A 22,159-nucleotide genomic window follows, 5' to 3' on the forward strand; every position below is an offset into this window, starting at 1 on the left:
ACAACGCCGGTTGGTTGAACTCAGCTCTTGGTGATCGCGCTGAGCTGCTGGTCAATGAAATCCCCGTTCTGCTGGGTGATCCTGCTGCGAACGGGAAGATACCCCAGTGACGGGGCATACCATAGTTCCACTTTCTGATCGAACTCACGCCGGGGCTGACGAGTGAGTTTGAGCGTATTCAGCTCGCCATAGGGAAGTGCCATTTTCTCTTCGCCTTCCACCCGGAAAGTCCAGGTGTCTGCATCCCGCGGTCCCACGGTGTAAATCGAAATGGTGGAGCCCGCCGGAAAGCCGGTGGGGTTGCCCGCGAGCATGGCAGCCAGCTGGATGAAGACGCTGACCCGGTCCTGCGCACCCTTGATCCAGGGGGCCGCCGGCGTATTGGCGCTGAAGATGATCTGCCCCTTGTCTGCTTCAAAATGCGCGGCCACTTCGCTTCTTGATTTGTCCGAAAAACGGGTCGGCGCCAGGCCTTCCGGACCCACCTGCCCGGTGCTTGCCATGCTGCGTGAGCCCAGAAACAGTGCGCTGACGCGCATGGAGGCGCTGTAGTTGTTGCCTGAATAGCGCCATCCCAGTTCTGCGTCTGCGTGGTAGTTCAGGCCTTTTGCGCTGCCGGTCATTTTGTATTCCAGTCGCGCGCTTTCCGGCAAGACCACCGCCGTCACCGCCGACTGGCCTGGTTCGGCTATCGCGGGGGCGCTGGCAGCCGCAATTGTGGGCGTCGCCTGCGCGGGCAGGCTTTCCGGATTTTTTGCCTCGGGTGCGCTGGATGTCATCACCTCGGAAGAGGGCGTTGCTATTAAATCAGTAGCAGGTTGCGCTGGATTTTCCTGGGCTTCAACGGGTTTCTTCCTAAAAATCCTGGGTTTTGGAGGCGGCGTGGAGGGCGCGGGTGCCAGCGCTGTCGGTGCAGGAGACGGTGCGATGCTGCGCGTTGCGAAGGCCGGGCTGCGAGGGGAGGTGGCAGTTTGCTCGGGGCCGAATCGTACCGGCGACGACTTCAGCATCAGCGTGTGGACAGCCAGCACCCCTGCAGCCAGCGCTGCAAGCACACGCCAGCGAGGCGCCGAAGGATAGCGGTCGGTGGACGTGGTCACGCCTGTGTGAATCCAAGATCACCGGAAAGTTGCCGGGCGGCGGCGGCCAGCGGCCGTGCCACCGCGCCGTCCCAGTCCGGATCAAACGTTGCAAGCGAACCCAGCGCCACAATGCCGAGCGCGAGGTGGCCGTCGGCATCGAACACCGGCGCACAGAAGCCGGCTACGCCGGGCAGCAGGGTATTGACTGCCCGCGCCATGCCGCGGCGGCGGATATCTTCCAGCAAGGCATTCAGCTCGGCCATGGTGGCGGGAACATCTTTTCGCGCCAGCTTCTGGTTGCGTGTCAGTTCAGCCCTGACCAGCAGCGCCAGCCGCCCCTGTGGTTTGGCTTTAGCCTTGGGCCGGCTGGAAGACAAAAATGCGGCAAAGCACAAGCCCGTGGCGGACGACAGCAGCGGCATGACATCGCCCAGCCGCAGATTAACCGTCACAGACTGCGGCGATTCTTCCCAGTGGACGAGGGTCGGTCCCTGGTTGCCCCAGACCGCCAGTGCCAGGGTCTGGCCGGTTTGCACCATCAGGCGCGGCATGAGCTGGCGGGCCAGCTTCACGCTGTCCAATCTCGAAAGGGCAGCGAGTCCTAACTTGAGCGCAGCCGGGCCGAGGTCGTATCGGGCGGTTGCCTCGTCCTGGACGACCAGTGCCAGCCGCTGAAAACTGACGAGATAACGGTGCGCCTTGGCCGCGCTCATGCCCGCTGCGGCTGCCAGGTCGCGAAGCATCAGCGGGCCGGGTGAGGTAGAGAGTGCCTCCAGTAAGCTGAAGCCAACCTCGACCGACTGGATACCCGCGCGTTGCGGCGGCAGGCTGCTGCGTGCTGTGGCGGGTGTGCCTGGGCTTGCTTTCATGGCTTGTCTAGAATTTCGGGTTAGCCGTCGGTCAATGAATGCAGGGATCGTAACGCGAGGGGGCGCAATGTCGGCCGGTCGCCAGCCACGGCACAATTGACCCTTCGGTAACACCGACAGCCACCAATCAGGATATTGATGAAACTTGCCACTTACAAAGACTCTTCACGCGACGGCCAGCTGGTCGTGGTGTCGCGCGATCTTTCAACAGCCCATTATGCGACGGGCATCGCGGGCAAATTGCAGCAGGTGCTGGACGACTGGAACTTCATGTCGCCGCAGTTGCAGGACTTGTACGAAGCATTGAACCAAGGCAAGGCACGGCACGCTTTCCCGTTTGAGCCGTCGCGCTGCATGGCGCCATTACCGCGCGCCTACCAGTGGGCAGACGGCTCGGCCTACATCAACCATGTGGAACTGGTGCGCAAGGCGCGCAACGCCGAAGTGCCGGAAAGTTTTTACACCAACCCGCTGATGTACCAGGGCGGCAGCGACGATTTCATTGGGCCCTGCGACGATGTGGTGGTGGCGAGCGAGGAGTTCGGCATTGACTTCGAGGCCGAGATCGCCGTGATCACCGGCGATGTGCCCATGCGCGCCACCCCCGAGCAGGCGCTGGAAGGCGTGCGCCTGCTGATGCTGGCCAACGACGTGTCCTTGCGCAACCTGATTCCCGATGAGCTGGCCAAGGGCTTCGGTTTCTTCCAGAGCAAACCGGCAACCGCTTTCAGCCCGGTTGCCGTTACGCTGGACGAAGTCGGCGACGCCTGGGACAAGGGCCGCCTGCACATGACGCTGCAAAGCACCTGGAACGGCCGCAAGGTCGGTATGTGCGAAGCCGGCCCCGAGATGACATTCAGTTTCGGCCAGCTGATTGCCCATATCTGCAAGACCCGCAACGTCCGTGCCGGCAGCATCATCGGTTCAGGCACCGTCAGCAACAAGGACTGGAGCCACGGCTACAGCTGCATCGCCGAAAAGCGCGCGATCGAAACCATCGAGGATGGCAAGCCCAAAACCGAGTTCATGAAATTCGGCGACACCATTCGCATTGAAGCCAAAGGCAAAGACGGGCAATCGGTGTTTGGCGCGATTGACCAGAAGGTTGTAGCCTTGGTCTGAGCTGCGCAAAGGGGCCTTCCCTGCCAGCATGAGCCGCGGAACCGGCTTTGCCGGGCCGCAGGCGGGCGGCCCCCTCGGGGAGCGTGGGGGCTCTATTTTTTTATCTGGAATACGCTTTTCTTGAGCCGTCTTCAAAGACGGCATCGTCGCGCAGCAGCTTGCCGTCATCGTCCCAGGCCTTTTCGCGCGTGATGCGGCCGCGCTCGTCGTAGCTCGATTCGGCTACCAGCCTGCCGGCTTCGTTAAAACGCTGATGCGTACCCTGGGGCAGTTGCCGGTAGCGGTTGGAGGCTGTGTAGCGGCCGGTGGCGGCGATTTTTCCGCTGTCGAAGAAGTCGGTAGTCTGCAGCCAGGCGGTGTCGCCTTCACCACCGTACTCGGTTTTGCTGCGCGGCTGGCCGTTCAGGTAGTAAGTCTGGTCGCTGACCGGCTTGCCGGCCGACCAGCGCCTGTCGCGCGTCAGCGCGCCGCTGTCGGCGAACTCCTGCTCGCGTTCCTTGAACGAGGTTTTTGACGGGTTGGCTTCCAGCAGCCACTGGACTTCGCGGCGTTTCACGCCGGCATTGTTGAAATAGCGTTCAGTGCGAATGTTGCCCGATACTTCATCCAGGTAATCTGGTTTTCCACCGTCACCCAGCGTTTCATGGCGAATTCGTTTACCGGCCAGGTAACTGCTGCTGCCGTTCAATATCCCCTTGCCGCTGAACAGTTCGACCTTCGAGGTACCCCCCGAAAAACCGCACCAGCGGGCATCGTCTGCCGCCGGCGCGAGCAATGGCTTGTCGCCGCAACGCAAAGCCTGCAACTGGCCGCGGTCATTAAATTCGGCATACGCCTGCTCTACGCTACCGCCTGCGCGTGGCCCGTAAAACACGATGCGCCGCAATTGTCCATTGGTGTGAAAGCTGCGCGCCAGGCCGGCCTCGGTGCCGTTTTCGTAGACGGAGTCGCGCAGCACCTGGCCGTCCGGTGCGAATTCGCGCGCGCGGCCATGGCGGTTGCCACGCTCGTTTTCGCTGTATTCCCGCTGCAGTTTGCCGTTCTGGTAGTAGCGCATCAAGCCCATGAACTTGCCGCCCTGCAGCTCCTGCTCGCGCACCAGCTGTCCGGAGTCGCGGTCCTTGCAGCGCATGATGCCGGTCTTGCCGGCGGTGGTGCCGCCGTGGTTTGGGTTGACGCTTTCGCCGCTGACTTCACAATCCTGCACGGCATGCACCGAGGCTGAGGCCAGCGCGCAGGCACAAAGAAGGGCCAGGCGCTGCGCGGCGTTCTTCATGACGTGGCTCCGGTCTGGGTGATGAACAGCCGTATACCGCGCAGGAACATTTCAACTGAAATGGCCACAAGGATCAGGCCCATCAGGCGCTCGAAAGCCATCATGACGCGGTCGCCCGCCACCCGCTGGATCCGCTCGGACAGCACCAGCACCACGGCGCACACCGCCATGGTCACGCACAGCGCCGCGATCCATTCGAGCCGCCGTGCCGGCGCCTGGGACACCAGCAGCATGACCGTGGCCAGCGCCGAAGGGCCGGCCAGTGCGGGAATCGCCAGCGGCACAATCAGCGGCTCGCCCTGCAGCGGCGCGGCCTCGGGCTGGTCCGACGGGAAAATCATGCGCAGCGCGATCAGGAACATGACCACCGCGCCGGCAATCTGCAGCGACAAATCGCTGAGGTTCATCAGGCGCAGGAAGCCGTCGCCGACAAACATGAAGGCCAGCAGCAGCAAAAACGCGATCAGCACCTCACGCAGGATGACGCGCATGCGCCGCTCCGGCGCCACACCCTTCAGGGCATTGACAAAAATCGGAATGTTGCCGAACGGATCGGTGATCAGCAGCAGCAGCACCGTGGCGGAAGCAAAGGTATAGGCCATATATATCTCAGGCCGGGTTGGCCGAGTAAAGGGCTTCAAGTGATTGGAAACCCTTGATTTCGATGGGGTTGCCGAAGGGGTCGCAGAAAAACATGGTCCATTGCTCGCCGGCTTCGCCGGCAAAGCGCACTTGCGGCTCCAGCACAAACTCCATGCGGGCCGCCTGCAGGCGCTGCGCCAGGGCCTGCCAGTCGGCCAGGGCAAGCACCAGGCCGAAATGCGGCATGGGAACGAGCTTGTCGCCGACATGGCCGGTGCGCTCCGTCTTGAACGGTTCGCCCAGGTGGAGCGACAGCTGGTGGCCGAAAAAGTCGTAGTCGACCCAGGTAGGGGCCGAGCGGCCTTCCGCGCATCCCAGGATCCCGCCATAAAACTGGCGGGCCACGTTGAGGTCTCTGACATTGAAGGCAAAGTGAAAGAGGCTTTTCATGGTGCAAGCTTATCAGGGCATTGTCCGAAAGAGACGCTTTTGCAGCCTGGCCGGCAACAGGCATGGCGCCAGGCCTGCCGATGAATGCTATGAAATAGATAGCTGCTTGCGCTTGTCAATAAAGGTCTGTGGGTGTTTTTTGCTTGAATCCGTATCGAGACCGGTTCGACCCTGGTGTTTGCCTGGTGAAAACACAAAAAGCGGTTGACGCGCTGCTGCGGCGTTGCACAATGAAGGCGTGCGCTGGATCATCCAGCCGCCCGATGCAAATCGTGCACAACCTGCCAGGAGACATTCATGAGTGACGCGGACAACCCTTCCTTCCCCGGTTTCGGCAAGCTGGTGCCCGGCTTTGACTTTTTGCAGAACCTGGCCAAACAGGCGGCAGGCAGCGCCACACAAAGCATTCCGCAGCTGCCCAATCTGGGCAACTGGGTAGCGCCCACGCTGAATGTCGAAGAGCTCGACAAGCGCATCGATGAACTCAAGGCCGTCCAGTTCTGGCTCGACCAGAACGCCACAGCGCTCAAGGCGACCATCCAGGCGCTGGAGGTGCAGAAAATGACGCTGGCTACCCTCAAAGGCATGAACTTCAACATGGGCGACGTGGCCAATGCCTTCAAGCTCAAGGTGGCCGACAGCGTGGCCGGTGGCGTGCAGCGTGTGGCCGACAAGGCCCGCACGTTTTCGGGGCTGGAGGTTCCGCCAACGAGCTTTGGCGCAGACAAGCCGGCCGCAAAATCCAAGCCACCCGCCGCGGCCAAGGCCGGCGCGCAGCCGGCCGGCGTGGTGGACCCGATGCAGTGGTGGGGCGCGCTGACCCAGCAGTTCCAGACGATTGCGGCAGATGCCATGAAGGACGCCGCCAAAAAAACGGCCATGGACACCACTAAAAGCCTGGCGACCGGCCTTGCCAAGGACGCGATGAAGACCGCCACCGGCATGGCAACGGGCATGGCCCGCAACATGGCGGAGTCCGCCGGTAAAACCGTGGCGGGCGGCGCACGCGCGGCCATGAACACGGCCCTGCGCAGCAGCCAGGCCTGGCCTACACCGGCCGCCGGCAAAACTGCCGCCAAAACGAAACCCAAGGCCAAGGCGCCAGCGCGCAAGGCTGCAACCAAAACCGCACGCAAAACCACGCGTTGATACAGGCTGACTTTTCACTGAATTTCACCAGGACCCCATGAAGCTTTTCCCCTACGGCCACGCCACCCATCCGCAATGGCAGATGGCGGCAGGCCTTGTGCTGGCGCAACTGCGCGCCTACCTCGCATTGCCCGGCTACGCCAAATCGCCCACGCTGGCGCTGCTCTACATCACCGATCACTATGCGGCACATGCGCAGGACATTCTTGACCACCTGAGCGCCGAATTGCCCGACATCACCGACTGGAGCGGCACGGTGGGTGTGGGTATCGCCTCCAACAACGTCGAGTACTTTGACGAGCCGGCGCTCACCGTCATGCTCTGCGAGCTTCCGCACGACCAGTACCGTGTGTTCTCCGGGGTGTCGCCCTTGCCCCCGGCCAGCCAGGGAAGGTTCAAGGCGCATACGGCGCTGGTGCATGCGGACGCCGGAACGCCCGACGTTGCCGAACTGATCGACGAAATGGCACAGCGCACCGGCAGCGGCTATGTGTTTGGCGGCCTGGCCTCCAGCCGCTCCAGTACGGTGCAGTTTGCCCTTAGCGGGCATGGCAATGTCAAGGGGCAGGGCGCGGCCGGCGGTGTCTTCACCGGGGGGCTCAGCGGTGTGGCTTTTGGCCAGGGCGCGGCACTGATGTCGCGCATTACCCAGGGGTGCCGGCCCGTGTCTGCGCATCATGAAATCACAGCCTGCGAGTCCAATGTGGTGACGGAGCTCGATGGCCAGCCGGCACTGGAGGTGATGCTGGCGGACCTGGACGTGTCGCTTGATGAGCCGCGGGAGGCCCTGGCCAAGGTGCGGACCACGCTGGTCGGCCTGAGCCGCCCGGCAGACGTTCCCCATGACGGCGCCGGCCGGCACGGCCAGTTTGGCGCAGAGGTACTGGTACGCCACCTGATCGGGCTGGATCCGGCGCGCAAGGGTATTGCCATTGCGGAGGTGCCCGTCGTGGGCATGAAGCTGGCTTTCTGCGAACGCAACATGGAAGCCGCGCGCGCCGACCTGGTGCGTGTGTGCGCCGAGATTCGTGAAGAGCTGGAACCGGAAGAAGTTACGTTGGAAGTTGCCAGCGCCTTGAGTGCGTCAGAGGCCGAATCCGCGCCGCACGCGGCCCGGCGCATAGCCGGCGCGGTGTATGTCAGTTGCTCCGGCCGTGGCGGCCCGCACTTCGGTGCGCCCAGTGCCGAACTGCAGATCGTGCGGCGGGCCCTGGGCGATGTGCCGCTGGTTGGCTTTTTCGCCGGCGGCGAGATCGCCCGGCACCACCTTTACGGCTACACCGGTGTGCTGACGGTGTTTACGTCGCCTGGATAGGCTTACCCCTATCGGACGCTCACTGCGTGTAGCGCCTTTTCCCCTTCCAGGGGACGGGCTCCTTGCGGCCGGCAAAGCCGGACCGCGGCCCCCGCTTGCTCGACGGTAAGGGACTTACGAAACCTGGGCTTCAAGCAGCTCCACCGGATCGCCGTAACGCGCCGCCAGTGCCACCACTGACGGGTCGCGCAGCGCGCACAAAAAACCGTCCTTGATCAGGGTCTGATTACCTGCAGTCACGGTGCCGTCCAGCGTGATGAGGTCCATGTGCACCGGCGGCTCTTCCCAGTCAGGCATGACGCGGCGTATGTAGTCGCTGGGTTGTGCCAGGTCGATGCCGAAGTGCAGCGCGCCGGGCGCGTTCGAGCCGGCTGGGTACACCGTGTGGCGCGGTGCCTTGGGGTTGAAACCGCAGCCGCCGCCTTCGATCATTCGGCCGCCGACCAGCATCTCGCGCAGGATCACCGCTTCTTCTGAAATTCCATCGACCGAGGAAATCGTGTCGCCTTCAAAATGCACGGCGATTTTTTCCTCAAACGGTTTGGCAAAACCGACCGCCCATTGCGGGTAAAGCACGCCCGCCATGGGCACCACGGCCTTGAAATCATTTTTGACCGAGTTGTGATCCCACAGATTGGGGCCGTGTGTCGGCAGGTAGTGCACATAACAGCCGTCTTCCTCGGCTGTCATCTGGCCGCGCCAGCGGTTGGTGGCCAGCTGGCTGGCGCGCATCGCCTGCGTGAAGCTGATGCGGAAGTCGCTGCCGCGAGAGTCGGTGAAGCGCAAGTCGAAATCGCCTTCGATCGGGTAACGGCTGGCCGTTTGGCGGATGATCTCGCCGATGAGGTCGACCGGAAAGCGCGCCTGCGGCGTGTGCAGCAGGTCCAGGTTGCGAAAGTAGGTGATCTTGACCCAGCGCTGGCCGGCGCGGCGCAGGTTGATGCACAAAGGGTCGAGGATGGAGCAGAACCAGGTAGACACCACAAAAGTGGCCTTCTTCAGCATGGCGTGCACTTCTTCAGGTACGGCGGTCACTTGCGTGCTCGGCTCCATATAAATGCGCGCCTCGGCGCCGCGCGATTTGGCAATACCGATCACGGCGTCGATCACACGCGGGTCCAGCAGAGGGTCGGCCAGCATCAGGACCCAGTCCCCGGGGCGTATCGCCATCACGCGCGAGAAGTTGTCCAGCGCCTGGAAGAAGTATTTGGTGTCGGTCAGATTTGCAGCGACCGGGATGGGCAGGCCAACGTAGGTGGAGGTGGGGTTCATCGTGCTTCTGATGGAAATTGCATGCATAAATCAGTCTTGCAGGTTGCAATTCGCTGAATATTATCAGTAAACTCCGAATTTTCTTAGCCAACTAATATAATTGCGTGCAATAGGCCGCGGGCGGCGATCTGAACTGAATACCAGCAGGCCCCGCGGAACCGGCTTTGCCGGGCCGCAGGGGGCCGCCCCTTTGAGGGGGGGACGGGCTACACGAAGTGAGTCCCGGACGGGGGTGTTCGTCGTAAATTAGCGAAGGCCTCGAACTCCCAGCTCCGCATGGCCAGCAGCAAGGTGAATCCTTCGCGGTCCTTGTCGCCCAGCTTCTGGTCGGTCTGGTGCTGTTGGGCAAAGTCCTGCGCCACCCGCTGCATGCGCTCAAGGAACGAAGGCGCCAGGCCGCGGCTGATGGAGCCGTGCACCAGCAACAGGCCTTCGCCGTTGCCGTCAAATCCACCGGAAAAATAGTCAAGCAGGGCGTTTTCGCGGAAGTAGTCCATGACCGGCCCGTGTGGTCGCCAACGGAAGGTCTTGGCGAGCTTGAGCCGGTAGCGGTTCAGCGGCTTGAGCTCGATGATGCCGATACGGTCCAGTTGCGCAAGGTATTTGATGCACTCGGCTTCGGTCAGCCGGTAACTGGTGGTGATTTGCTCCAGCGTCCATTGCGACAGCACACAGATGGCGGCCAGCAACAGCTTCTTGTCGGCCACCACGGCTTTTTCCTGTGCTTCGGTCAGCTCCGCCAGCAGCGGCTGGGTGTCGGCGATGCGCCTGGCCAGGTCGGCAAAGTCCAGCTTGAGCGCGCGGCAGATCGCGTCGATACGCGAGAGGGGCATATCGCCCCTGGCCAGCATGCGCTTGACGCTTGACTCGGCCATGCCAAGTTTGACGGCCAGGTCGGCGTACGTCATGCGCGCAGCCTTGAGCTCTTTTTTGAGGGCGGTGATCAGATCTGCGGTAGTGCTCATGAGTATCGATTATCGGTACTTTAAGGCTGAACGGTGAGAACTGGTTCTAATTTCGGTGCTTTTTTCGGGACATGGCCTGCACAGTGCGGCTTCATTCACACAGGAGCTGCCCCATGCCAATCAGCCTAAAAACCGCCCACCGCCGTGTTGTGCCACCGCCTTCCTGGTTCGCACAGATGAAGGTATCGGGCTGGAACGCACCGGCCTGCCGCCGCGAATCCGCGCTCGCCGGCGTGTTGCTTGCGATGCTGGCGGCGGCATTGCTGGGGCCGTCGGTGGCGCAGCCTTTGCACTATCACGACTTCGCCGACCAACGAGCCTGGGGATGGTTGCCGCATGCGATGGACGTCCTAAGCAACCTGCCGTTCGTGCTGTGGGGCATGGCGGGTGCCTGGGCGCTTGTGCGTGCCGTGAAGGCGCGGGCTGTCAGCGCCGCCGCCGCAGGTTTCGCAGGACTGTTCTTTGCCGGCTTGGCCCTCACCTCCGTGGTTTCTGCGGCCTACCATCTGCAGCCGGGAGATGCCGGGCTGGTCTGGGATCGCGGCGGCATGGTGTTTGCCTTCGCCGGCTTGCTCGGGCTTGGCACCATGCAGGCCGTCAGCACCCGTGCCGGTATCGCGGTGGCTGCAACAGTCCTCGTTCTCGGACCGTTGTCCGTGCATCTGTGGTCGCAGACGGGCAATGTGCTGCCCTGGGCCGTTTTGCAACTCGGTGGCATGTTGCTGATTGTCGGCGTCGCCTGTTTGCGGCCCACGCTGGCAGGGCGGGTGTTGCCCATCCGCTGGATGCTGGTGGTGGCCATTTACGCGCTGGCCAAGCTGCTCGAGCTGGGCGACCACGCGGTGTTCGAATGGACGGGCCAGCTGGTTTCGGGCCACACCCTGAAGCACGTGGTGGCCAGTTGTGCTGCCTGGCCCGTCGTTGCGGCGCTTCTGGACGCCCGGAAATTCAAGGCAGAATCCACAGCAGCATTCAAAAACAGAGCAGGCAGGCCATCTCGCCACAGCTTGCCGCACAACAACTGAAAAGAGGAGTCAAGCATGCCTGTTGATATGGCCGCCGCGGTGTCGCCACCCCCCGTTCACGAGCATCCGAACCAGTTCGCGCTCCTCAAGCAGCGCCGCTTCGCCCCTTTCTTCTGGACGCAGTTTTCAGGCGCGGCCAACGACAACCTTTTCAAGTTTGCCTTCACCGTGATGGTGACCTACCAGCTCAGCGTGAGCTGGCTGCCTCCCGCGCTGGCGGGGCTGGCCATCGGAGCATTGTTCATCTTGCCGTTTTTGCTGTTCTCTGCTACCAGCGGGCAGCTCACGGACAAGTTCGAGAAGACGCGCGTGATCCGTTTTGTCAAAAACCTGGAAGTGGTGATCATGCTGATCGCTGCGGTCGGCTTCATGAGCAGCAACGCCAATGTCCAGGTGCCCGTGCTTTTGGGGTGCACGTTTTTGATGGGGCTGCATTCCACGATATTCGGCCCGGTCAAATTTGCCTATCTGCCGCAGGCGCTCAACGAGCGCGAGCTGACCGGCGGCAACGGCATGGTTGAGATGGGCACCTTTGTGGCCATTTTGCTGGGCCAGGTGGTGGGTGGGCTGATGGTGGCCGTACCCCAGGTCGGGCCGGACTATGTGGCCATTGCATGCATCGGCCTCGCACTGGTTGGCCGGCTTGTCTCGCAGTTCATTCCGCTGACGCCTGCGACTGACCCAGGCCTGAAAATCAACTGGAACCCGGTGACAGAAACCTGGCGCAACCTCAAGCTTGCCAACGGCAACCTGGTGGTGTTCCGCTCCATGCTGGGTATCAGCTGGATGTGGTTTTTTGGTGCGGTATTTCTGAGCCAGTTTCCGAGTTTTGCCAAAGAGGTGCTGCACGGCAATGAACAGGTGGCGTCTTTGCTGCTGGTCGTTTTCTCCATCGGCATCGCGACCGGATCGCTGCTCTGTGAGGTGCTCAGCAAACGCCACGTCGAGATAGGGCTGGTTCCTGTGGGAGCCATCGGCATGAGCGTGTTTGCGGTTGACCTTTACTTCGCCTCGCGCGGCTTGCCGTCAGCGCCCGTCATGACCTTGGGCGCCTTCATGTCGCAGCCTGCGCATTGGCGCGTAATGATCGACCTGGCCTTGCTCAGCCTCTTTGCTGGCCTTTACAGCGTGCCGATGTACGCGCTGATCCAGTTGCGCAGCCAGTCCACGCACCGGGCGCGCATCATCGCGGCCAACAACATTCTCAATGCGCTGTTCATGATCGTCAGCGCCATCCTGGCCGGCGCCCTGCTCAAGGCCGGGTTCAGCATTCCGCAAATATTCCTGTTCGTTGGACTGGCCAATGCAGTGGTGGCGTTCTACATCTTCATGCTGGTTCCCGAGTACCTGCTGCGTTTTATCGCACTGATTGCTTCGCGCCTGGTCTACCGCTTCAAGATCACCGGTGACGACAACATCCCTGCCGCCGGCGCCGCCGTGCTGACCTGCAACCACGTCAGCTTTGTCGACCCGGTGCTGCTGATGGCCGCCAGCCCGCGCCCCATCTACTTTGTGATGGACCACCGCATCTTCAAAATGCCGGTTCTGGGCTGGCTGTTCCGGCTGGCCAAGGCGATCCCGATTGCACCGCGGACGGAAGACCCGGCGTTGTACGAGGCGGCTTTCGAAGCCGCCGCCAAGGTGCTGCGTGACGGCGATTTGCTCGCAATATTTCCCGAGGGCGGTATTACAAAAAATGGCGAACTGCAGGAGTTCAAAGGCGGCGTCATGAAGATTCTGGAGAATGCCCGGCGTGATGGTGTGCAGGTCAATGTGGTGCCGATGGCGCTGACCGACTTATGGGGTTCATTTTTCAGCCGCGCCGAAAAAGGAGTCGCCATGACCAGACCCTTTCGGCGCGGGCTCTTCAACCGGGTGGGCCTGAATGTAGGCATGCCAATTGCTGCGGACAAAGTGGAGCCTTCGGATCTGAGGGCGAAGGTGGAACAACTTCTGGGACAGGACAAGACATGACTGCGCTTCAATTTTTTAAAGCTGGCGGCAGGATTTCTCGCGGTGGCTTCTGGCTGCATGGCCTCATCGCGTGGGCGGTTTTGTACCTGGCCTGGGCAGCCGCAGGGCCGGCCCCTTCGGTGGTGCTGGCCTGGCTCATCAATGGTCCGGTACTGGCGGCGCTGATATTGCTCTGCATCCGGCGCCTGCATGACCGTAATCGTTCGGGCTGGTGGCTGCTGCTGGTCCTGGTGCCGGTGGCCGGTGCGTTGTGGCTGGCGTGGCAACTGGCCTTCAGGCGCGGCCTGCCGCAAGACAATCGCTGGGGCCCCGACCCGTTGGCGCCGCGCGGCGACTATCTGGTGGTGCGGTAGAGGATGACGCGGGACCACAACATGCACAACAACACTTTGATCGTGAACGATGTGACCGGCCTCAACCCGGTTGCCGTCTGGGCCATCAGCAAACCCAAAACCGTGGAAGAGGTGTGCGATGCCGTGCGCCGTACCGATGGCCCGCTGTCGGTGGGCGGTGGGCATTTCAGCATGGGCGGGCAGACTGCCAGCCCCGGCAGCCTGCACCTGGACATGCGTGAACTCAACCAGATCATCCGCTTTTCGCCGATGGAGAAAACCATACGCGTGCAGGCTGGCATTCGCTGGTGCGACATCCAGCGCTTTGTCGATCCGCACGACCTTGCTGTGAAAATCATGCAGACCTATGCCAATTTCACGGTAGGTGGCGCACTCAGTGTGAACTGCCATGGCCGCTACATGGGCCTGGGTGCAGTGGTGATGTCGGTGCGGGAGATCCGGGTGGTGCTGGCCGACGGTAGCGTGCAGGATGCTTCGCCTTCCGTCAATGCGGAACTCTTTTACGCTGTGATCGGCGGCTATGGCGGTGTGGCCGTGATCGTTGAGGCCGAACTGGACCTGGCGGACAACACCAAGGTCAAGCGGCTGGCCCGCAAGATGAGCGCGGCCGAATACATCAGCCACTTCAAGGCCAAGGTCAGGTATTTCCAGGACGCGGTCTTTCACAATGCCGACCTGTACCCGCCGCATTACCGCAAGGTGCGCTCCGTCACCTGGGCGCGCACTGACGAAGCCACCACCGAGCCAAGACGTTTGCAGCAAGGCGGCGAAACCTACTCTGTGAACCGCTACTTTGTATGGGCCGTGACCGAGACCCCCTTGGGTAAATGGCGGCGCGAATACCTGATCGACCCCCTCCTTTATTTTTTCCGCAAGGTGCACTGGCGCAACTTCGAGGCGGGTTACGACGTGGCGGAGCTTGAGCCGGCTTCGCGCAAGTACACGACCTATGTGCTGCAGGAATACTTCATTCCGGTGGAGCGGTTTGACGACTTCGTGCCGATCATGGCGGAAATCCTGCAGCGCTATCGCGTCAATGCGCTTAACGTGTCGGTGCGGCATGCGCGGCCCGACCCCGGCACCCTGCTGGCCTGGGCCCGGGGTGAGACCTTTGCGTTTGTCCTCTATTACAAGCAGCGCACCCGGGACAACGCCATCAACCGCGTGTCGGTCTGGACGCGCGAGCTGATTGATGCGGCCATCCGTGTCGGCGGCAGCTACTACCTGCCCTACCAGCCGCATGCAACGCCGGAGCAGTTCCACGCCGCCTATCCGCGGGCCAAAGAGCTGTTCGCCCTGAAACGCAAGCTCGATCCGCAGTTCCGCTTGCGCAATGTGCTCTGGGACAAATACTACGCCCCCACATTGAACCCCACGCTGAACGATTCCAACACCTGAACGACAGGACCTGCCATGACCACCACCTCACCCGTCTCGGAATTTCGCGCCGTTTTCAGCGTCACCCGCTGGCACGACGGTTTTTACAAGTTCCTGCAGAATATCTACCGCCTTTATCCTGAGGACCGGTTTCACACACTGATCAAGAACACCTCGGCCGAACTCGACAACGATGAAGCCATTTACCGCAGGCTCCAGCGTGAACTGCCGAAGATCAAGCCCTTCATGGCGGACCTGACGCTGGCGTTGCCGGCACTCTTCAAGCAGAAGAAGGAAATGGCCGACCAGACCCAGCGGCTGCTGGGCGACAAAAAGCAGATTGACGGTTATGTCGAGATCGGCTCCACCGGCCGCTATATCAGCGAGCTGAAAAAGCGCATCAAGGTGACTGGCCCCGTCACCCTGGTGAATGATGTGGCGCCCACCAACTCGCCGGTGGACATCGCAGAGCGCGGCGGCCTGTTCAAGATCGGCAGCTTTGTGCCGATGAACGACTATGACCCGCTGCCGGCGAGCATTCCCGATGCCAGCGTGGACCTGGTGACCTGCTATATCGGCCTGCACCACTGCCCGCTGGACAAGCTGGATGCCTATGTTGCCTCCATCGTGCGTGTGCTCAAGCCGGGCGGCATGTTCATCCTGCGCGACCATGACGTCACCACGCCCGAGATGTTCACGTTTGTCTCGCTGGTGCACACCGTCTTCAATGCCGGCCTGAACGGCGCATGGGAAACCAACCAGCGAGAGCTGCGCTACTTCCGTCCCGTCGCCGAGTGGGTGGCTTACCTTGGCGAACGTGGACTGAAGGACAGCGGCAAGCGCGAGCTGCAGGCGCACGATCCTTCCGACAACGTGCTGCTGGCGTTCACAAAATCCGGCGAGGCTGCCGCGTGATGCGCTGGCTGCGCAATCTCACAGTTGCGGGCGCCTTCGCCGCGCTTGTCGGAATGGCGCCGGCCGCCGGCCCTGCGCCGGTGGCGGGGTCCGAGCATGTGCGCGGCGTCGAGCAGACGCTGCTGACTTATCCCGAGTGGTTCCTGGTATTTAGCCCCTATGAGTACGGCGAGTTCATAGGTGCCAGTGCGCCCAGCCGCTTTCCTTTTTATGGCCACATCGGCCAGTTCTGGGAAAGCTACAAAGCCGTCTTTGACGAGACGCGCCGCCACGGGCTCGACCTCAACCCCGGCTATCACCTGATGATCATGGTGATAGGCACCAGCACGACGGTGGAATATGCGCTCAAGTCGGCCTATGAGACGCTCGTCGGGCGGCTCGCCGAATCACTGGCCGGCCGGCCCACGCCCGAGGACAGGCATGCGGCCAGCGTTGCACAGGACTATGTGCGGTTTATCCGCGTAGAGCCCTGGTACCTGTATGACTTCGACAAGGCGCTGGCAGGCCTTTGGCGCGATGTGCCTCTCACCGGGCCGGACATGGTCCGCAAGTGGGAGCGCCGCTTTGCACTCACGACCGAATACCTGGTCAAGGCGGGTTATGCCCGGCTGATCAAGCTGGGTACGCAGACGATCTACGATGCGCCCTTGCCGGTCACTGCCGTGGTGGCAAAGCCTGTGCCGCGGGCCGACGCCGCGCTGCCGGAACTCAAAGTGCTCTCACCGAAGCCCGACGGTTCGGCCCTGGTCACCATCCCCCGCTATGAGGCATTCATGCGCTATGCCCAGGCATTGGCGGTGCAAGGCGTCAATTTCAGCGAGATCGCAGGCAATGATTCATTCATCCTGGTCAGCGTGCTGGCGCCAGGCACCTGGGAGCCCACCAGCCCGGCCACACCCCTGCTGAGGCAACCCATCCTCACCCGGCCCGGCATCCAGCGGGTGGTGTTGACGGTGCCCGTCAAACACCTGGCCGAGTCGTTGCGCCAGTGGCAAGCCGGCAATCTGCAGGTGGAGCACATTTTTGACTACTAGAGGGCGTGGGCAGAAGCCAGGGCGCAGCTGGCTTTTCTACCCGTGGCGCGTACTCATGGCACTGGCGGCCTGCCTGTTGCTGGTCGTGGCTTTTTCCTGGGCCCGCATGTTGTGGGTTGAAGACCAAAGCCCACGCGAGGCGGCGCCCAGGGAAGGGCGCTGGCTGCATGCGCATGACGTGGACATTTACGTGCAGGAATTCGGCGACCCGGCCGCGCCGCCCCTGGTACTGACCCACGGCACCGGCGCATGGAGCGGCACCTGGGACCAGAACGTGAAGGCCATGGCCGCCGCCGGCTATCGCGTCATTGCGGTGGATCTGCCGCCCTTCGGCTTCAGCACGCGGCCTGCTGCGCGCGACTACAGTCGCAACGCACAGGCGCGCCGCATCATCGGCTTGATTGATGCGCTGAAGCTTGGCCCGGTGACACTGCTGGGCCACTCCTATGGCGGCGGGCCCGCGGCCGAAGCCGCCATGCTGCAACCCGACCGCGTGCGCCATCTCATCCTCGTCGATGCGGCAATCGGCCTGATGGAATATCCCGCACCGGCGAAAAGCGGCGGCGTGGCGGCGAGCCTCTTTGGCATTCGCCCGCTGCGCACGGCACTGATTGCCACGGTGGGCACTCAGCCCTTGTTCAGCGAATTCTGGTTGCGCCAGTTCGTGGCTCGCAAGGAGGTCGTCACGCCTTCGCGCACGGCAATTTATCGGCAGCCTTTCGTGCTGGACGGCTTCACCGCCAGCCTGGGCGACTGGGCCGCGCAATTTGCCGGCGAGAGCGGCAAGTCCTTGAGCGAGAAACCTGAAGGTTTCCGCGAGCTGCCCATGCCGCTGACCTTGGTCTGGGGGCAAGAGGACACGATCACGCCGCTGTCCCAGGCCGAAACCCTGCAGCGCCTGGTCGCCGGATCAAGACTGCTGGTATTGCCTGGCGTCGGTCATATTCCGCAAATTGAGGATCCGGCCTTGTTCAATATGCGCATGACCGAGGCGCTAAGACATCCTTGAACCGGTTTCTTGGATAAGTATCAAAATTCGATACTCTTCGATCATTGCTGAGGATCTGTATCGTTACTCGCGTGATTTTGCAGCGTTGGCCCGCACAGTAGCGGCACCTCAACAACCGCAAGGTTTTTATGCAGACGCTGATACACCGTGACTCCAAACCCTGGCAGGTTCAGGTGTGGGCCTCGTTCGTGATTGCAGTTTTCCTTTGCGCTGTGGGCTTGTCCTGGCTGCCCGGCAAGGACCTGGACCGCGCTTTCATGATCATGGGGTATTTCTTCTGCCTGTCGGCCGCTTTCGTGCTGGCCAAGTATGTGCGTGACCAGGAGCAAAGCCGGGCCGAAGGCCGGCTGACGGACACCCCGATGTTCAAGCTGGTGGTGTGGGGTGGCTTCTTCCTGGCGATGTCGCTGACGGGCTGGGGTTTGTGGCGCATGGAGATCAATGAAACCTACAAGGCTTTCCTGGGCGTGAGCTGGCTCTACCTGATCACCTGCAGCTTTACCCTGGCCAAAACCCTGCGCGACCGGCACGAAGCCGACTTGAGCGAAGCCCGTATGGGCCGCGGGCCCCGCGGTCACGCGGCCAGCGACTAAGTAACAACACCTCTGCTTCTGGAACGCATCATGAAAAAGTCATTTGCTACATATTTAATAGCTGTTTGCGCAATATTGGCGGGTGCTACGGCATCTTTTAATGCGCAAGCCCAATCGGAGGCTTCCGCTCTCAGTGCCGTCTCGGCACTGCCGGTAGCCTCCGTCGTAGTCACGGCCAGCGCCGCGGTGGGTGCAGTCGTCGCTGTGCCTGTGGTTTTGTCTACGGCCGGTACGGTGCTGGTGGTCAAAACGGTGGAGAGCACGGCAAGGGGAACGGTGTACGTGCTGGAGCGCGCCTCCGACGGTGCCCGCGCCAGCATCGAGGTGGTCGGCCGGGGCGTTGCCGGCGTTTCCATGGTCGTCGGCACCGCCGTGGTGGTCAGTGTGGTAAGTGCCGGGGTGGTGCTGTCGGCGGCCGGAGAGGCCATTGCCTTTATTCCCAATGCGCTAGGCCGCGCGTTGCTGCACAACGAGCGGTTGACCCAATAAGGCGGAGTACCCCATGAAAATCACTCGAGTCTTCCTGCCGTTGTTGCTGGCGGCTTTTTTCCTGGGCGCCACCCCAACTGTCCATGCCGGGCGTTCCTGCGAAGCGCGCAAGACCAACCCTCAGACCGTTGAGCGCGGCATGACACTGGCCGAGAAGACGCTGGCGTCGCTCAATGCCAGCGGCGAGAAGGTGGTGGTGCTGGCGCGGGCAGGCCAAGACCTGGGCAAGTACGGCATTCGCTATTCGCATCTGGGCCTGGCCTATCAGCTGCCCGACGGTCAGGGCGGCATAACCTGGCGGGTGGTGCACAAGCTCAACACCTGCGGCACCGGCGACTCAGCGGTGTATCGCCAGGGACTGGGCGAGTTTTTCCTGGACGACCCGTGGCGTTACGAAGCCGCCTGGGTGGCGCCTGCGCCGGAAGTCCAGGCACGCCTCCTGGCGCTGCTGCAAGACCCGGGCCGGTTGACAGCCATGCACCACAAGCCTTACAGCATCGTGAGCTACGTGTGGGGCCGCAAGTACCAGCAGTCCAACCAATGGGCGATTGAAACCGTGGCCGCCGCGATGGAACCCGGGGTGACCACACGTGAGAAGGCTCAGGCCTGGCTGCAATTCAAGGGCTACGAGCCCACCACGCTCAAGCTGGGCCCTTTGACCCGCCTGGGCGGGCGCGTGACCGCGGCGAATATCGCGTTTGACGACCATCCCAACGACAAACGGTTTTCTGACCGCATTGAGACCGTCACGGTGGATTCGGTGTTTGACTGGCTGCAACGCGCACAAATGACGGTGCCCGGCAAGCCCGTGACCGTCATCAAACTGTGAAAACCTGTTTTCCAGAAAACGGAGATAACCGTGGCCAACACTTTGCGATTGACGGAAAAATGGATGCACCGCGGCCTCTGGCTGGTGGCTTTGGTGTTTGCCGGTTTCCTGATCGGTTTGGGTGGCACGGTGGTCGGCGATTTGCCGAAAGTCGAGAAGCAGCTCTCGGTCGACGACTACATGGACGCCACGGCCAGCAATGCGCTGCGCGGCACCATCAAAACGGCCGAGCGGGCCGAGCGTGACGCGCAAACCGCGCTGGAGCAAGCCCAGCTTAAACGCCGGGCAGCCCAGGCGGATTCGGCCGCAGCGCGTGAAACCTTCGACAACTGGCTGTCTACACGGCGTGCCACGCAACTGGCTGAACAGGACACCGAGTTGCTGTCGCGTACGCGGGCGCTGGACGGGCTGAAAGACCGTGAACGCGCGGCGGGCGTCGCCGTAGAAGCTCAGCAGCAGGCGGCACTGGATGCCCGGCAGGGTGCGACGCGCGAACGCCGCAAGCTGGCGGAGATGGAAGAGGCTGCCCAGGTGCAACTCAACGCCGAATACCGGCGTGTGGAACTGCGCGTCTTTCTGTATCGCCTGGCCCTGACTCTCCCGTTGCTGGTGGCGGCCGGCTGGCTGTTTGCGAAAAAGCGCGAGACGACTTACTGGCCCTTTGTGTGGGGTTTTATCTTCTTTGCTGTGTTTGCCTTCTTCGTCGAGCTGGTGCCTTACCTGCCTAGCTACGGTGGTTATGTGCGTTATATCGTGGGCATTGTCGTCACGGCGCTGGTGGGCCGGCAGGCCATTGTTTCGCTGAACCGATACCTGGAAAAGCAGAAGCTGATCGAGCAGCTGCCGAACGTGCAACGCCGCGAGGAACTGAGCTACGACACGGCACTGACAAGGCTTTCCAAAGGCGTGTGTCCGGGCTGTGAGCGGGTGGTGGATCTGAAAAATCCGGTGATTGACTTCTGTCCGCACTGCGGCATTGGCCTGTTCGACCATTGTGCGAAGTGCTCCACGCGCAAGAGCGCGTTCGCCAGGTTCTGCCATTCCTGCGGTGCCAGCTAATGCGCTTTGACCCATCGCGCAGGAGGGCGCTATCGGCAATCGCGGGTGGTGCTGCGCTGACGCAACTGAATGCCGAGGCGAAATGCCCGGTCGATCCGTTGAGTGTGTGCAATGTCACGCATCTGAGTTCTGTGACGGTGGCCGGGATCGCGGAAATTCGTGGGACCGATGATGTCCGGCAGGCTTTAAAAAAATGGCAAGGCCGCGTGAGTGTCGGCGGCGGCAGATTCAGCATGGGTGGACAAACCGCAATTCAAGGCGGACTGCAACTGGATATGCGCTCCATGAATGCAGTGGTGAAATTCGACCCTGCCAAACGAACCGCCAGAGTCCAGGCCGGTATGCGGTGGCGCGACTTGCAAACAATCATCGACCCGCAGGGGCTGGCGGTCCAGACCATGCAGAGCTACGCCAGTTTCACGGTGGGAGGTTCGGTGTCGGTGAATTGCCATGGGCGTTATGTCGGGCACGGGCCTGTGAGCCGTTCCGTCAGGGCCCTGCAGATCGTTTTGCCTGACGGTGAGGTGGTTGAAGCCAGCAGGCAAATCAATTCAGAACTTTTTCATGCCGCCATTGGCGGATATGGAGGGGTTGGCGTCGTCACGGAGATTGAACTCAATCTCGATGAAAACTTTCGCATAGAAAGATCAACGAACCGCATTTCCATTGAAGACTATCCGGGCTGGTTCCGCGAGAAGATCCAGTCTGACCCGAACGTGCTGTTGCACAACGCCGATTTATTCCCGGACCGGTTTGGCTATCCGCATTGCGTCACGTGGTCACGCACCGACAAGCCCTTGACCATCCAGGAGCGGCTGACGCCGCCGGGTCGCCCCTACACGAAAGAGAAATTTTTCTTCTGGGCCATGACGGAGTTGCCTGGCGGAGCTTTGCTCCGGGGAAAAGCCGCTACTTCCATCGAAGATACCCCGGCCGTGGTGTGGCGCAATTATGAAGCCAGCCTTGACGTTGCGCAGCTGGAGCCAGCGAGCCGGGATTTTTCCACTTATGTTTTGCAAGAGTATTTTGTTCCGGAGCGCCACTTCACGAGCTTCGCGCGAAAGATGGCAGACATCTTGCAAACGATTCCTACGGGAACGGTGAATGTTTCAATACGCCACTCGCCGCCTGATCATGCGGTACTGATGGCTTGGGCGCGGCAAGATGTATTTTCTTTCGTGATTTACTATAAGCAGGGCATGTCGGTCTATGCGCAGCGACACGCTGCGCAATGGACTCGCTCAATGATCGATCTGGCCTTGGCACTTGAAGGTACCTACTACCTGCCGTATCAGCTGCACGCGACAAAGGAACAATTTCTTCGTGCTTACCCTCAGGCGCCAAGGTTCAGCAAGTTGCGTGAGCATATTGGCGCGTCGCGGTTCACGAATGCTTTGTGGTCGCAGTACCAGATCTGATG

At 61.8% G+C, this 22,159-nt stretch carries 22 protein-coding genes; 15 read left to right on the forward strand and 7 right to left on the reverse strand.

What is annotated here, in order from left to right:
* Positions 1-20: 20 nt before the first annotated feature.
* On the reverse strand, positions 21-1,100 hold the full coding sequence (locus AC1D13_RS10790) for a DUF3108 domain-containing protein (protein ID WP_477666447.1): 1,080 nt from the start codon (positions 1,098-1,100) through the stop codon (positions 21-23).
* Positions 1,097-1,909: an IclR family transcriptional regulator gene (locus tag AC1D13_RS10795; protein WP_477689653.1), complete on the reverse strand. Its 813-nt coding sequence runs from the start codon at positions 1,907-1,909 to the stop codon at positions 1,097-1,099. Before AC1D13_RS10795 ends, AC1D13_RS10790 begins: the two co-directional genes overlap by 4 nt.
* 180 nt (positions 1,910-2,089) lie before the next feature.
* Between AC1D13_RS10795 and AC1D13_RS10800 the strand changes: the two genes are divergently transcribed.
* On the forward strand, positions 2,090-3,073 hold the full coding sequence (locus tag AC1D13_RS10800; protein ID WP_477689524.1) for a fumarylacetoacetate hydrolase family protein: 984 nt from the start codon (positions 2,090-2,092) through the stop codon (positions 3,071-3,073).
* Between the two features lie 100 nt (positions 3,074-3,173).
* On the opposite strand, the gene AC1D13_RS10805 is transcribed toward AC1D13_RS10800, so the two are convergent.
* Genes AC1D13_RS10805 through AC1D13_RS10815 form a run of 3 tightly spaced genes read right to left on the reverse strand, consistent with a single transcriptional unit; the run spans position 3,174 to position 5,381 of the window.
* A complete protein-coding gene (locus AC1D13_RS10805; RefSeq protein WP_457281464.1) occupies positions 3,174-4,349 on the reverse strand; it encodes a toxin-antitoxin system YwqK family antitoxin in 1,176 nt (391 codons plus the stop codon).
* The gene (locus AC1D13_RS10810; RefSeq protein WP_457281463.1) at positions 4,346-4,951 is read right to left on the reverse strand and encodes a MarC family protein; all 606 of its coding nucleotides are present in this window, start codon (positions 4,949-4,951) and stop codon (positions 4,346-4,348) included. Before AC1D13_RS10810 ends, AC1D13_RS10805 begins: the two co-directional genes overlap by 4 nt.
* 7 nt (positions 4,952-4,958) lie before the next feature.
* Entirely contained in the window at positions 4,959-5,381 is a 423-nt protein-coding gene (locus AC1D13_RS10815; protein ID WP_457281462.1) for a VOC family protein, read from the reverse strand.
* Positions 5,382-5,678: 297 nt separating this feature from the next.
* Between AC1D13_RS10815 and AC1D13_RS10820 the strand changes: the two genes are divergently transcribed.
* Both AC1D13_RS10820 and AC1D13_RS10825 read left to right on the forward strand, forming a co-directional pair.
* Positions 5,679-6,530, forward strand: a complete 852-nt coding sequence (locus AC1D13_RS10820; RefSeq protein ID WP_457281461.1) for a PhaM family polyhydroxyalkanoate granule multifunctional regulatory protein — start codon at positions 5,679-5,681, stop codon at positions 6,528-6,530.
* A gap of 37 nt (positions 6,531-6,567) precedes the next feature.
* On the forward strand, positions 6,568-7,845 hold the full coding sequence (locus AC1D13_RS10825) for an FIST signal transduction protein (RefSeq protein ID WP_457281460.1): 1,278 nt from the start codon (positions 6,568-6,570) through the stop codon (positions 7,843-7,845).
* A gap of 114 nt (positions 7,846-7,959) precedes the next feature.
* On the opposite strand, the gene AC1D13_RS10830 is transcribed toward AC1D13_RS10825, so the two are convergent.
* Positions 7,960-9,117, reverse strand: coding sequence for a hypothetical protein (locus AC1D13_RS10830; protein WP_457281459.1), 1,158 nt, complete (start codon positions 9,115-9,117; stop codon positions 7,960-7,962).
* A gap of 206 nt (positions 9,118-9,323) precedes the next feature.
* Positions 9,324-10,082 (reverse strand): helix-turn-helix domain-containing protein, encoded by a 759-nt coding sequence (locus tag AC1D13_RS10835; protein WP_457281458.1) that lies wholly within the window; start codon positions 10,080-10,082, stop codon positions 9,324-9,326.
* A 113-nt stretch (positions 10,083-10,195) separates the two neighbouring features.
* On the opposite strand from AC1D13_RS10835, the gene AC1D13_RS10840 reads away from it, so the two are divergent.
* From AC1D13_RS10840 to AC1D13_RS10895, 12 genes are all read left to right on the forward strand, one after another.
* The gene (locus AC1D13_RS10840) at positions 10,196-11,107 is read left to right on the forward strand and encodes a hypothetical protein (RefSeq protein WP_477689525.1); all 912 of its coding nucleotides are present in this window, start codon (positions 10,196-10,198) and stop codon (positions 11,105-11,107) included.
* Between the two features lie 15 nt (positions 11,108-11,122).
* On the forward strand, positions 11,123-13,081 hold the full coding sequence (locus tag AC1D13_RS10845; protein WP_457281456.1) for an MFS transporter: 1,959 nt from the start codon (positions 11,123-11,125) through the stop codon (positions 13,079-13,081).
* The gene (locus tag AC1D13_RS10850) at positions 13,078-13,434 is read left to right on the forward strand and encodes a DUF805 domain-containing protein (protein ID WP_457281455.1); all 357 of its coding nucleotides are present in this window, start codon (positions 13,078-13,080) and stop codon (positions 13,432-13,434) included. Before AC1D13_RS10845 ends, AC1D13_RS10850 begins: the two co-directional genes overlap by 4 nt.
* A 21-nt stretch (positions 13,435-13,455) precedes the next feature.
* Positions 13,456-14,832 (forward strand): FAD-binding oxidoreductase, encoded by a 1,377-nt coding sequence (locus tag AC1D13_RS10855; protein ID WP_477689526.1) that lies wholly within the window; start codon positions 13,456-13,458, stop codon positions 14,830-14,832.
* Between the two features lie 15 nt (positions 14,833-14,847).
* Positions 14,848-15,726 carry a methyltransferase domain-containing protein gene (locus AC1D13_RS10860; protein WP_457281453.1) on the forward strand — a complete coding sequence of 293 codons (879 nt, stop codon included), beginning with the start codon at positions 14,848-14,850 and terminating at the stop codon, positions 15,724-15,726.
* The gene (locus AC1D13_RS10865; RefSeq protein WP_477689527.1) at positions 15,723-16,760 is read left to right on the forward strand and encodes a hypothetical protein; all 1,038 of its coding nucleotides are present in this window, start codon (positions 15,723-15,725) and stop codon (positions 16,758-16,760) included. The genes AC1D13_RS10860 and AC1D13_RS10865 overlap by 4 nt, the downstream gene beginning before the upstream one ends.
* A gap of 55 nt (positions 16,761-16,815) precedes the next feature.
* On the forward strand, positions 16,816-17,769 hold the full coding sequence (locus AC1D13_RS10870; RefSeq protein WP_477689528.1) for an alpha/beta fold hydrolase: 954 nt from the start codon (positions 16,816-16,818) through the stop codon (positions 17,767-17,769).
* A 128-nt stretch (positions 17,770-17,897) separates the two neighbouring features.
* Complete coding sequence (locus tag AC1D13_RS10875; protein ID WP_457281450.1) at positions 17,898-18,362, forward strand: YiaA/YiaB family inner membrane protein; 465 nt, start codon at positions 17,898-17,900, stop codon at positions 18,360-18,362.
* Between the two features lie 30 nt (positions 18,363-18,392).
* Positions 18,393-18,851: a hypothetical protein gene (locus AC1D13_RS10880; RefSeq protein WP_477689529.1), complete on the forward strand. Its 459-nt coding sequence runs from the start codon at positions 18,393-18,395 to the stop codon at positions 18,849-18,851.
* Between the two features lie 13 nt (positions 18,852-18,864).
* Positions 18,865-19,680, forward strand: coding sequence for a DUF2145 domain-containing protein (locus tag AC1D13_RS10885; RefSeq protein WP_477689530.1), 816 nt, complete (start codon positions 18,865-18,867; stop codon positions 19,678-19,680).
* 30 nt (positions 19,681-19,710) lie between these two features.
* Positions 19,711-20,739: a serine endopeptidase gene (locus AC1D13_RS10890; RefSeq protein WP_457281447.1), complete on the forward strand. Its 1,029-nt coding sequence runs from the start codon at positions 19,711-19,713 to the stop codon at positions 20,737-20,739.
* Entirely contained in the window at positions 20,739-22,157 is a 1,419-nt protein-coding gene (locus AC1D13_RS10895; RefSeq protein ID WP_477689531.1) for an FAD-binding oxidoreductase, read from the forward strand. The genes AC1D13_RS10890 and AC1D13_RS10895 overlap by 1 nt, the downstream gene beginning before the upstream one ends.
* The last annotated feature ends 2 nt before the right edge of the window (positions 22,158-22,159 follow it).

The organism is Polaromonas sp. P1_E12, from assembly GCF_056405975.1.